Origin of the sequence: Nodosilinea sp. LEGE 06152, from assembly GCF_015207525.1 — a bacterium.
GTDB lineage: Bacteria > Cyanobacteriota > Cyanobacteriia > Phormidesmidales > Phormidesmidaceae > Nodosilinea.
Map to the genome: position 1 here is coordinate 305787 of NZ_JADEWR010000004.1, position 12304 is coordinate 318090.

Annotated in this window: 11 protein-coding genes; 7 read left to right on the top strand and 4 right to left on the bottom strand. The window is 55.1% G+C overall.

The features are described 5' to 3' along the window. Positions 1–1185: 1185 nt before the first annotated feature. On the bottom strand, positions 1186–2685 hold the full coding sequence (locus IQ265_RS30485; RefSeq protein WP_194052451.1) for a glutamine synthetase family protein: 1500 nt from the start codon (positions 2683–2685) through the stop codon (positions 1186–1188). 298 nt (positions 2686–2983) lie between these two features. Between IQ265_RS30485 and IQ265_RS30490 the strand changes: the two genes are divergently transcribed. From IQ265_RS30490 to IQ265_RS30505, 4 genes are all read left to right on the top strand, one after another. Next, positions 2984–3772 carry a TIR domain-containing protein gene (locus tag IQ265_RS30490; protein WP_194052453.1) on the top strand — a complete coding sequence of 263 codons (789 nt, stop codon included), beginning with the start codon at positions 2984–2986 and terminating at the stop codon, positions 3770–3772. An 84-nt stretch (positions 3773–3856) separates the two neighbouring features. Then, positions 3857–4147, top strand: coding sequence for a nucleotidyltransferase family protein (locus IQ265_RS30495; protein ID WP_194052455.1), 291 nt, complete (start codon positions 3857–3859; stop codon positions 4145–4147). Then, positions 4144–4479: a DUF86 domain-containing protein gene (locus IQ265_RS30500; protein ID WP_194052457.1), complete on the top strand. Its 336-nt coding sequence runs from the start codon at positions 4144–4146 to the stop codon at positions 4477–4479. Before IQ265_RS30495 ends, IQ265_RS30500 begins: the two co-directional genes overlap by 4 nt. Before the next feature lie 70 nt (positions 4480–4549). Beyond that, positions 4550–5209 (top strand): HAD-IA family hydrolase, encoded by a 660-nt coding sequence (locus IQ265_RS30505; RefSeq protein ID WP_228037714.1) that lies wholly within the window; start codon positions 4550–4552, stop codon positions 5207–5209. A 120-nt stretch (positions 5210–5329) separates the two neighbouring features. Here IQ265_RS30505 and IQ265_RS30510 read toward each other — a convergent pair whose 3' ends face one another. Continuing rightward, positions 5330–5887: a DUF2267 domain-containing protein gene (locus IQ265_RS30510; RefSeq protein WP_194052459.1), complete on the bottom strand. Its 558-nt coding sequence runs from the start codon at positions 5885–5887 to the stop codon at positions 5330–5332. Between the two features lie 156 nt (positions 5888–6043). After that, positions 6044–6793 carry an ABC transporter substrate-binding protein gene (locus IQ265_RS30515; RefSeq protein ID WP_194052461.1) on the bottom strand — a complete coding sequence of 250 codons (750 nt, stop codon included), beginning with the start codon at positions 6791–6793 and terminating at the stop codon, positions 6044–6046. 293 nt (positions 6794–7086) lie between these two features. Here IQ265_RS30515 and IQ265_RS30520 point away from each other — a divergent pair, with 293 nt between their 5' ends. Next, complete coding sequence (locus IQ265_RS30520; protein ID WP_194052463.1) at positions 7087–7983, top strand: phytanoyl-CoA dioxygenase family protein; 897 nt, start codon at positions 7087–7089, stop codon at positions 7981–7983. A 169-nt stretch (positions 7984–8152) separates the two neighbouring features. Next, a complete protein-coding gene (locus tag IQ265_RS30525; RefSeq protein ID WP_194052465.1) occupies positions 8153–10084 on the top strand; it encodes a primary-amine oxidase in 1932 nt (643 codons plus the stop codon). Between the two features lie 467 nt (positions 10085–10551). Here the strand turns inward: IQ265_RS30525 and IQ265_RS30530 are convergent, their stop codons facing one another. Then, entirely contained in the window at positions 10552–11574 is a 1023-nt protein-coding gene (locus tag IQ265_RS30530; RefSeq protein ID WP_194052467.1) for an alpha/beta hydrolase, read from the bottom strand. Positions 11575–11717: 143 nt separating this feature from the next. On the opposite strand from IQ265_RS30530, the gene IQ265_RS30535 reads away from it, so the two are divergent. After that, complete coding sequence (locus IQ265_RS30535) at positions 11718–11864, top strand: hypothetical protein (RefSeq protein ID WP_194052469.1); 147 nt, start codon at positions 11718–11720, stop codon at positions 11862–11864. Positions 11865–12304: the final 440 nt, after the last annotated feature.

Here is a 12304-nt window from a genome sequence, read left to right on the forward strand (position 1 = left end):
GGGTGAGACCCGATTCGAATTCAATGGCCCCGATGGGAAAATAGGCGGCCTCGTAGGGGCAAATGGCGTTTGCCCTGCCCAATCTCGGGCAGCCTCGTAGGCAGTGCCCACCAAGGTTCRRCNSTGMTNNTKCNGTWKATCTNWGSGCTGNTKSTGNCKARRGMAGCGNTCGCNGSCGANCAGNCCMKMKRCYWCSANKKGCWYRRKKMRRKCKGTATCCCAKKCNCGSSWYGARCWSMGGGGGCTGCTCCGCCGCCAGCAGGCGCAGTTCGCCGTCAGCCTCTACAGTGCCCAAAAACTCCACATCGTAGGGCACGTAGGCAGAGGTGGGGCTCAGGCGAATGAGCGATTCTGCCGTCTGTACGTCTCGGCTCACCAGTTGATTATCGACCACTCGTCCTACCGCAAATTCGGGCGGGGTGGTGAAGGTTTCAAAGGGTACGGTTTCGGTTTCCATTTGCCGGTAGCGCACCAGACACACCTGCCCCGCTACTGTCGAAGGAAATACCGTTGTAAAGTCGTAGGGCATCAGGTTCCAGTCGCGCACCCAGGTACCCAAAAAGGGCGCGATCGCAGGATTGACCACCGCCCACTCCTGTCGGTACTGCTCCAGCTCTAGAGAAACAGGCTTGCCCAGGGTGGTAATCTTGCCCAACCCCGCCAGCGCCAGCTCCGAGTCGATCAACTGGCTCAGTTCGGCGTTGCGCTGTTGCGAAGCGGCAGGCGTCAGCGGTGGCAGCAGGGTAGCGGGGTCAACCTCAGCCGCAGGGGCATCAGGGTCGGTGGGAATAGGCGGCTCCTCCACCGGTAGGGTACAGGCAGTAACGCCCCAGATACCCAAAACACTTACCCCAAAGGTCCACAGCTGTTGCTTAACCATCTCCGTCACCCCATCCACGCAGTCCAGCAGTTATGCGTGTGAGTGTAGCAGGGGTGAAGGGGCAAGGGCGCGATCGCCCAGCCAGTCGTCAAGCTGGACAAACCTGTATCACAACAGATGTTTTAGTAGAGTAGCCCAGACAGGAACCGGTTTTTTACAGCTCACCCAGGGCGTTGAACAACCATCTTAAAAGCCCGGTTTTTAATCCGCAGCCTCAAATACCTGGGTTGCCAAACAATGCGTTAGCAGCTTTACGGCGGTTGCCCCTCCCCCAATGCGCGCCTAATCCAGCAACCTCAAAATTTCTAGGGCAAACAATCCATATAATTCTCCACATCCCAGTTGGTGGTGGTGGCCAAAAAGCGAATCCACTCATCCCGCTTGTACTGGTCGTAGAGGCGATACATCTCCCCCGGCAGCGCCGACTGAATCACCTCGTCGGTGGCCAGGGCACCCAGCGCTTCGCCCAGCGACATGGGCAGCTTCTTCACCTTTTTGCCGTTGTCCATCGCCTCGTAGATGTTGCGCTGCTCCGGCGCACCGGGGTCAAGCTGACGGCTGAGGCCATCGTCAAAGGCTTTGAGAATCGCCCCCGCCATCAGGTACGGGTTCACCATTGAGTCGACCGCGCGGTACTCAAAGCGGCCCGGTGCCGACACCCGCAGGCCGCAGGTGCGGTTTTGGTAGCCCCAGTCGGAGTAGACCGGAGCCCAAAAGCCCGCATCCCACAGGCGGCGGTAGGAGTTGACCGTGGAGCAGCCGATCGCTGTCAGCGCGGGCAAATGCTCAATCACCCCACCAATGCAGTGCAGCCCCACCTGCCCCGGAATTCGGCGCGACTTGCCCTCGACCGGCATAAACGTATTCTCACCGCCCTGGTGATAGGTGAAGTTGCCCTCCAGGCCGGGCAAGCTGTCGAAGCCAAACATTTTGATCGCCTCGTCACCGCCCCGCCACAGCGACAGGTTGTGGTGGCAGCCCGAGGCCGATACCCCCATAAACGGCTTCGACATAAAGCAGGCAATCAGGTTGAATTCGCGGGCCACCTGGGCGCAGATTTGGCGGTAAGTAGTGAGGCGATCGCACGTCCGAATCGCATCGTCAAACATAAAGTTCAGCTCTAGCTGCCCCGGCGCATCCTCATGGTCGCCCTGGATCATGTCTAGCCCCATGGCCCGCCCGTACTCGATCACCCGCAAGAATACAGGGCGCAGCTCTTCAAACTGATCGATGTGGTAGCAGTTGGGCTTGGTCACCCCACCGTCGGGCTTGCCGTCGGGGCCTTTTTTGAGCCACATCATCTCGGGTTCGCAGCCGTGGCGCAGCTGCAAACCGTGCTTGGCCTGAAATTCCGCATGGATGCGCTTTAAATTGCCGCGACAGTCACCCGTCAAAAACGCCGCCGCATCAACCTCTTCTTCCCGATTGCGGAAGCAGACGCAGTAGACCCGCGCCACCCGCTTATCCCACGGCAGCTGGCAAAAGGTCTCAGGGTCGGGGATGGCGACTAGTTCAGCCGCCTCAGGCCCGTAGCCCAGGTACTGGCTGTGGCGATCCATCGCCAGGTTGACGGTGGCCCCATAGACCAGCTGAAAGCCGTTGGCAGCGGTAGTCTCCCAATAGTCGGCGGGAATGCCCTTGCCAACAATGCGCCCGGTAACAGAGACAAATTGGTAATAGATGTACTGAATGCCCAGCTCGTCGATTTTGGCTCGCACCTGCTTAACCAACTCGTCGCGCCCCTCGGCAACGACGTAGCGCTCCAGATCGGTCGAGGTATCGACCCGTGTTAGCACTCCAGTCACCGTGAGACCTCCTAGTTTGCACAGCAGAATGGTCTCAGTAAAGCCAACTTGTTATAACAAGTTTGTAGCGATTGATACGTCGACTGGGATACGGAGCATCAGTTCTGGCGTATAGGCTTTGCCGCTTCATATAGCCAAATGTGAGGAAACGTGACAGAGTAAGATAGCATTTGATACTCTTAGTGATGTGCTCTCGCAATATTGGCTTGCGCTTTACTGTGTGCCTTCTGCATAAGTTGAAAAGCCTTCTTTACATAAATCTTGCGTTAGCTATCTTGTAGAAAGTATTTCTTAGCCGTTGTCTTCTCTTTCTCACAGCGATAAGCGAAAGCTGGAAAAGCTTTTCGGCATGGCATCTGGTTATGTTCTGGACTTCAGTAACCGGACATTTTCGGATTTTATGCAAGATGCAGCTGGGGTCGACATCTATGACTCGAAATACGAGTATGCAAGTGGTTCAAAGGCAAATCGTCTCAGAGCCTTTTGGACACAGGAGCCAGACGATCTTGTTTCTAAAGTACTAGAAGATCTCATTGAGTTAGCTGAGGATAACTCATCGTCAGATATGAAGGAGGTTCTTGCTGCTCGTAAGATTGCCCTTAGGCTAAAAGGAGATAAAACTCTAGAGGTGTCAACAGAAGATAGACAGAGCACCGCAGGATCGGCTAGTTCTGATACAGGAACAAGCTTTCTCTACGATGTCTCACTTTCCTTTGCAGGAGAACAGAGAGATTATGTCTCTCGTGTTGCAAATTATCTTAAGGAGGCAGAAATTTCTGTTTTTTATGATGAGTTTGAGGATCTCTGGGGCAAGGATCTTGCTATTGAACTTGAAAAAGTTTATTCCTCTGATTCACAATATATCGTTATTTTTGTCTCTCAAGACTACATCAATAAGTCTTGGACAAATCATGAGCGCCAGAGTGCCTTGGCTGGCAGAATCTCACGCCGAGATGATAGCGTTTTACCAGTTCACTTTGATTCGACTAAACTTCCTGGTCTTCCGTCTACAGTTGCATATCTAAGCATTAGTAATGTTACGCCTGAGGATCTTGCGCTTCGGATTGTCAAGAAATTGCGTAAATAATCATTGCAGTGAAATTTTTCTTGGGCAAAAAGCCTCAAATTTAATTACTCATCATCTAATTTATTGTAATTCGTGGCATCTTCTATGCATCTTGACAGCCAACTTCAAGAGAAGCGTGACAGAATTTTAGCCCTTGCAGAACAGTATGGAGCGTACAACATTCGAGTTTTTGGCTCTGTAGCGCGTAACGAAGCAGATGCCCAAAGTGATATTGATTTCTTGGTCGATATGGAGTCGGGGCGCAGTCTATTCGATTTAGGCGGACTGCTGATGGAGTTGCAAGATCTGTTGGGCTGTCCGGTAGATATCGTGACCGAAAAAGGTTTGCGGGCTAAGATTCGCGATCGCATTCTGAACGAAGCAGTACCGCTATGAGAAGCGATCGCGAGAAATTAGAAGATATTCTGGAAGCCATTGAGCGCATTGAGCGCTATGCCGTTCAGGGTATCCAAGCGTTTGAGCAAAGTGAGCTGATTCAAACCTGGTTTATCCAAAACCTGCAAGTGATTGGTGAAGCATCCCGGAGCTTATCAGCGGCAATCAGAGAACAGCATCCTGAAGTTCCCTGGTCAAAAATCATTGGAATGCGGAATATTTTGGCACACAATTATTTTGAGGTTGATGTCGATATTGTTTGGACTGTTATCGACCAAGAACTACCTGCATTGAAGCAGAACATAACATCAATTTTAAATTCTCTACAGTGATGCCCTGTCTGCTTGCAAGGCCTTAACCTGCGGCCCCTACAATAGCCCATAGCGTTTATGCAGCCCAATCATGGACTTCCTCTGCCAGGCAGTTATCTTTGACGTCGACGGGGTGCTGATCGATTCAGACCCGGTGGCCGAGCGCCACTGGCGGGCCTGGGCCGATCGCCACGGGGTTGACTACGAGGCGATCGCCCGCATTCACCACGGCCGCCTCACGGTCGAAACCATGCGCCAGGTTGCGCCCCATTTAGATGTCGATATCGCCCAGGAAGCTCGCCTGAAAGAAACCGCCGAGGCCGACGACACCGACGGCCTGACCATCTACGCCGGAGTAAAAGAACTGCTGGACCAGCTGCCGCGCGATCGCTGGGGAATCGCCACCAGCGGCACCCGCCGCACGGTTTCTCTGCGCTTTTCTCACCTGGGCTTGCCACAGCCTGCGGTGGTAGTGACCGCCGACGATGTGCAGCGCGGCAAACCAGCCCCCGACCCCTATCTGCTGGCTGCCGAGGGGCTTGGCCTGGCCCCCGCCGMCTGCCTGGTGATTGAAGATGCCCCTGCTGGGGTAGAGGCCGCCAAAGCGGCTGGCGCACGGGTCATTGCGGTGGCGACCACGAACCGAGCCGAAGATTTGACTTTGGCCGATGCGATCGCCCCTGCCCTGGCTGCTATCGCCATCAGCGTTACCCAAAAGGGTTTGGCCGTGCGGGTAGACAGCAAACGGTAAAAAACCGATCGGCGGGTCTGGACATACTTTGGGGAGCCGGTTTGAGGAGAGCGATCGCAAAAAAAGGTGCGCCACTTCTGCGTGGCACACCTCCAGGTTAGGGTTAGGATAAATTTTGGGTTAGGCCTCGTTCCACAGTTCTCGAACGCCGTTCTCGGGTAACCAGGTAGCGATCTCCTGAATGCGTTCTTCGGTCAGCTCCCTTTTGGTAGCTGAGAAAACAGCTTTTACCGCCTGCTTACGCTCGGCATCTTTATTAGTCGGGTCGCGGCGCAGACCACCCTCATTTGCTACTCGGAAAAAGAAGCGATCGGAGTCAATTTTAAAAATGCCCGGCCCCTGCCACGGCGGACGCACCCGGCTCAGAAATCTAACCAGGGGGTTGCTGTCTTTCCACAAGTCGGTCACCTCCATTTGCAGAGCCTTTTCCTTAGTGGGCATGGCTTCTTCGTGAAGTTCGTCGGCAACGCGATCGGCTGATTCGGTGCTCATCAAGTCGCGCATGACTCGAAAAACAACCTCAGTAAAGTCTCTTGCGTCATAGGGTTCAGCAAACCCCCCTTCCACCATGACATATTCCAGAAAGGAGCGATCTTTGTCTGCGATCGCTAGTCTGGCGTCTTCAGTTTCTGTGGGATCAATTTTTGGTAAGTTTTCTTCTACGGCTTTATCTACCATTGTTACTTCCTTTAACGAATTAGCAATGGTTTAAAGACTAAGCAAATTAGGAATGCACAGCTTCGCTCGCCGGTTTGAGTTCTGGCGAGTCAAAAGATAGAGATTTATAGTGCCTTGAAAATTCCTTCCCGCAGCCTTTTTTCTATCCTGAAAAAATTAAAGATCGGTAAAGGGAAACGCCTTCCAGGGAATCCATTCGGCCCAGAGTTTGGCCAGGGTGCCGTCGGTGAAGGTGGCGGCGATCGCTGCATTTAGCGTGGCATTGAGGGTGGGATTGGTTTTGGGAGTGGCGATCGCAAAGGGCACCCGCGTCGGCAGGCTAAAGGCTATCTCCAGGGAGTCGTCCTCTTCGGCGGCGACCACCAGCACTAGCTCATCATCGATCAGCGCGTTGATGTCCCCCGCTCGCAGGGCTGCAAGCATTTCGGGCAGCACCTGGTCGCTGCCGGGGTAGGGCACCGCCGTTGCACCAGGGAAGCCCTCTACCAAAGCAATGTTGGTGCTGTCGGCCAGCCCCCCAACTCGCTTGCTCGCCAGGTCATCCACAGAGGCAATACCGCTGCCCTTCTTCACCAAGACTGCCTCGTCAAACAGGCCGTAGGGCTGAGTAAAATCGACCACCTGCAAGCGTTCTGGGGTAATCGCCTGGTTAAACCACACGGCGTCGTACTGGCCCGTAGCCAGGCAGGTGTAGAACTCAGCCATGGGCAGGTTGTGCCACACCGGCGTCAGCCCGAGGGACTTGCAGATTGTCCGAGCCAGCTCGGGCTCGTAGCCGGTGCGCTGCCCGTCAGGGGTGAGAAAGCTCATGGGGCGGGCGTCGAAGTCGCTGGCGGCAATGTGCAAAACGCCCCGTTCAACGGTGAGGCTAGTCGGAGATTCGGTGGTGGGTAACGGGGGACACATAATCTTTGGAGGGAGAACTTATTATGACAAGTACATAGGGCACCCCCAAATTTGTCAACTAAGAGGTGAATAATTCAGCTCAGTAGGGTCAAATTCAGCTTGGTAGGTGGGTGAAACCCAACGCAGGGTTTAGCTCTGTTGGGTTGCGCTAGCGCTCCACCAAACCTATGTCGCTGTTTGTCGCTTGTTTAGGATCGCCCCCGTAGGGTAGGCACTGCCCACCAAAGATAAATTCCTGTAGACCAGCCTTACCCTGATTCCCGTGTTTCCTGCACCCAGAGACTCTGTCTGCAATGGACTACCAACCCGTTCAGCTCTCCCCCCCCCAAATTCAGCAGTTCCAGAATGACGGCTTCTTGATTCTGGAGAATTTTTTGCCGCTGGACTACGCCCAGCGCCTTGCCAGCAGACTAAACCCCATCTTCCACGGCGAGTTTGAGACCGGCATTTATCCCGACGAGTGGCACTGGCGACCGCGCATGAGCCTGCCCGACATCACCCGCGAAATTTGCAACGGCTGGAAGTGCGATCGCACCATCGCCAGCCTGGTGCTTTCGTCAGAAATTGGTCGCCTCAGCGCCACCTTGGCGGGGTGGGATGGCGCTCGCATTGGCCAAGACAGCCTGTGGATGAAGCCCCCCGGTGCCCAGGCGATCGCCATGCACCAGGATGGCGTTTATATCGACTTTTTAGAACCCGCCGAAATGATCACCTGCTGGATCGCCCTCGATCGCGCCACCGCCGCCGATGGCACCTTGGTCTACGCCAAAGGCTCCCACAGGTGGCCCATTTCGAGCGTAGCGGGCGAGTTCCACGCCCCCACCAAAGACTACCGCTGGGCCATGCTGCAAGCCGCCGAACATGCTGGCGTGCCCGAACCCGAGCTAGTTGTGGTCGATGTGCCCGCCGGGGGCTGCGCCTTCCACCACGGGCGCACCTGGCACGGCCTCGGTCCCACCACCCGCACCGAAGGCATGTTCCGCAGCATTGGCCTGCACACGCTCCCCGCCGCCGCCCGGTTTCATCCCACCAACCCCCAGGGCTACATCTATGGCCGCTACAAACGAGTGGGCGATACCGAAATGGATGAGAGCTTTTTCCCCATTCTCTGGCGCAGCGATGGCTACCGCAGCCCCCACCTGGCGGAGTATTGCGAAGACCCGCTGGGGGTGGCGATAGCGATCGCCTGACGATTTTGAACTGGCGCTTTTAGAGTTTGAATGGTCGGCCCAAGTCTCCTGGCGGTGCGTTGCGGCCCTAGCCAAGGCGACGAGTTTACCTACCGAGCTGCGGCCTAACCCACCCTAACCCGCCTGCCTCTTCCATCCCTTACCCATTTACCTATCAAAGAGCAGATCTATGACCCTTGCCCAAGAACGTCCTACCGCGATCGCCGTGGCCCACCCCCTCGAACCCCTTACCCCCGACGAAATCGCCGCCGCCGTCGCCATTCTGCGCGCCGAAAAATCCTTGGGAGCCAGCATCCGCTTTGCTACCGTCACCCTGAATGAGCCATCGAAAGAGACGGTAATGGGCTTTAAGCCCGGAGATGCGATCGCCCGCGAAGCCTTTGCGATCATTCTCGACAATGCCACCGCCCAGACCTACGAGGCGGTGGTTTCGCTGAGCGAGGGTACTGTGATCTCCTGGCAGCACATCCCTGGTGTGCAGCCGCCGATCATGCTGGATGAATTTATTGAGTGCGAGAATGCGGTCAAGGCCTGCCCAGAGTTTTTGGCGGCGATCGCAAAACGAGGCATTACCGATGCCAGCCTGGTGATGGTTGACCCGTGGTCGGCAGGCAACTACGGCCTAGAGGATGAGGAAGGCGTGCGCCTCTCCCGCGCCCTGTGCTGGGTGCGGGCCAACCCCACCGACAACGGCTACGCCCGCCCCATCGAAGGCGTCATTCCGGTGGTTGACCTCAACAAAATGGAGGTGGTACGGGTCGAAGACCACGGCGTGGTACCCCTGCCACCCCAGTCGGCAAACTACTCCCAGGAATACATCAAGGATTTCCGCACCGACCTCAAGCCGCTCGAAATCATTCAGCCCGAGGGCCCCAGCTTTACTGTCGAGGGTCACGAGATTCGCTGGCAAAAGTGGAAAATGCGCATCGGCTTCACCCCCCGCGAGGGCCTGGTGCTCTACACCGTCAGCTACAACGACGGCGGTGAAGAGCGGCCCATTCTCTACCGCGCCTCCCTGGCGGAGATGACCGTGCCCTACGGCGACCCCCAGCCCCACCACTACCGCAAAAACGCCTTCGACGTGGGCGAGTACGGCGTCGGCACCCTGGCCAACTCCCTCAAGCTGGGCTGCGATTGCCTGGGCGAAATTCACTATTTCGACGCCTTTATGACCAACTCGCGCGGCGAGGTGGCCCAGATCGAGCACGCCGTTTGCCTCCATGAAGAGGACTTTGGCATTCTCTGGAAGCATGTGGACTGGCGCACCGATGAGACTGAAGTGAGGCGATCGCGCCGCCTGGTCGTCTCCTTCATCGCCACCGTGGGCAACTACGAGTACGGCTTTTTCTGGTATTTCTACCAGGATGGCACCATTCAGTACGAGGTCAAACTCACCGGCATGCTCAGCACGGCTGCCTTCCCCCCCGGCGAAGTGCCTAAGTACGGCACCCTGATCGCCCCGCAGCTCTACGCCCCCGCCCACCAGCACATCTTCAACGTGCGCATGGACATGTGCATCGACGGCCTGCAGAACTCGGTTTACGAAGTGGATATTGAACCCGAGGAAGACGGAGCTCTCAACCCCTACGGCAACGCCTTCTACGCCAAGTCGACCCTGCTCGCCACCGAGCTAGAGGCCCAGCGACTGATCGATCCGATCAAGGCCCGCTACTGGAAGATCGTCAACCCCAACGAAACCAACGCCGTGGGCTACCCCACCGCCTACAAGCTGATGCCCGGCGAAAATACGCTGCCCCTGGCGCGTCCCCACGCCAGCGTGATCAAGCGCGCCACCTACATGACCAAGCACCTGTGGGTAACCCCCTACGCCCCCGACGAAAAATTTCCGGCGGGCGACTACCCCAATCAATCGCCTGGGGGTGAGGGGTTGCCCAAGTGGACCGAAGCAAACCGCTCTGTCGCCAACACCGACCTGGTGGTGTGGTACACCTTTGCCCACACCCACGTGCCCCGCGCCGAAGACTGGCCGGTAATGCCCACGGCCTACGTGGGCTTCATGCTCAAGCCGCTGAATTTCTTCGATGAGAATCCGGCCAACGACGTCCCCCCCGCCGCTAGTAAACACAGCTGCTGCAACTAGTTTTTGCCACTGGAAGAGGCCGATGTCCGAAGCGCGATGGCCATCGCTATATCTAAGTCTCAAATAGCAATTCTATGGGATTCGCAAAAATCTCTAGAGCGGGCGTCTCGTCTGCACGGACAAGCTCCTATTCTACTTGTAGAACACTCTAGGTCTGCTTGTGTTATAGCCATCGCCAAAACGGTTAGGACATGACTTGTATCCCCTAAAGCGGTGGCTATACGCCATGGCGCTGTCCCAGTTTTTGCCACTGGAAGAGGCTGATGTCCTAAGCGCGATGGCCATCGCTATAGATGTTTTGAGGCGATCGCAATTAGCAATACTACCTTGTTGTTTCTGTCGCTGTGAGAGTCACCTCCCGGCAATTCGCTAAGACCTATCGTGGACTGTCCTTAGGCTCGGCTGAAAAACGCTTAGCGCTTTAAATCGGCGGCGGCAGACTAACCGGAACTCAGTAACAGCAACTTTTAACTGTCCGCTGCACTTGAGTTGCTATGGGCACTACTGCAACGCACTTTTTCAACAACTTGACGAATTGCGTCGATGACAAATTCTGGCTTATCGAGTTGGATTATGTGTCCACTTTCCTTAGCAACAATGTGAACACCCTGGGGCGACTCATTCGCGAGATCTGCATGTAATGCTTGCAGCTTCTCACGAACCTCCTGGGTTATGTCGAAGTCTAGCTTTCCAGCCGACAAAACAACGAGAGGAATATCAGGAAAAGACTTTGTTTGCCGTTTCTGTTCCATTTGATTCATGCTGACTGATACCGCAGCCGATTCTTGAGCAAAGGTTTTCGCAAACTGAGTTTGAGAATAGAATGCCTTTGCAAGCGATCGCGTTGAAGATGGAAGCTTTTGAAATATACCAGCCGCCATTGGCAAAGAATCAAAATTGACGAGCAAACGGAGCAGGCCAGTACGTCCCATTATTGGCAAAACATAGGGTAATAGTTCTTCAAGTCGTTTGTTTAATTTAACCCATTCGACTGGTGCATCCTCATACATTCGCTCATGAGTCACGTCCACTAAAACCATCCCAGCAACTTCTTCTGGGTGCTCGTAGGCAAACAAGCGAGTGAATAACCCACCTAAAGACATTCCTACTAAGACATAAGGCGGCTCAATTTTAACCGCTTTCAAAAGTTGCCTCAACTCACTAACGGCTTGCTCGGCTGTACGGGGTTCTGAACTTGCCTCACTCCAGCCAAGACCTGCTCTGTCATAGGTCAAGATTCTCGTAAATTTAGCCACTTCAGGCTGCACTAGTTGCCAATCCAGGTGGCTACCTCCGGTTCCACTATCTACGACGACTGTTGGGTAACCCTTACCCATAATTTGATAATGCCAACTTCTATTGTTGATTTCAATTAATTGGCCAGATGGCAGAAACCTCCGGCGATCGCGGCTAGTAGCAAGTGCTTGATAGATGACTCCAAATCCGATTACTACAATCACTACTCCAAGAGACACAGCGAGCCATAGCATTCAGCTGACCCTCAAGTTTCAGTACATCTGCAATTATCCCATATCCGACTTTTTGGCCTTTGGTGGCCCCAGCCGTGGCGATCCGTCATATTACCTGAGTCGATAGCTGAAAGCCGCTCTGGCAGGGAGTTCTAGCAACAGAATTGGGGAGGGAGGCCTGCTCGGTACTGCGATTGTGCGATCGCAACTTTCGCAGCGCCTACCCTGGGCCGTTTGATCAGCGGGTTGCGGCGCTCAACCTCAACCTGCGTAAAGCAGCGGGACTGGTTGGGGGCGATCGCTCTAGTTAGTGAAGAGTTTGCCTGCGATCGCGGCACTGGCTCCAGCCCGAGCACCCCATCGGCTTTCCCCGTTCCCCCTATACTGAGCCGTGCCGATCCAGATAGACAACACTGTAGTGTTGACTTGGCAGCATCCTTTGGGAAAAAGTTCTGCGCTGGAATTGCACCTGGTCCACCGCAAAATTAAGAATTTTTGGGCCACAATTCAAGATTCCAACCACAGTTCAGTATCGCTGACTACAGCTCTTACCTAGTTTGCATTGCACACTCTTGACATAACAAGTTAGCTAGATTTGCTCAGCCAACTTAGTTATCTACTTCTGGCTTAGTTTCAGCTTCAACAAGTCCCCCAAACGAACCGCAGTGCTCTCCCCTAGCACAGCAGATTGACCGCGTCGTCCCGTTTTTCTGACCTATTTAGCCCACTTGTATTTCACAGGTTGGTCGTT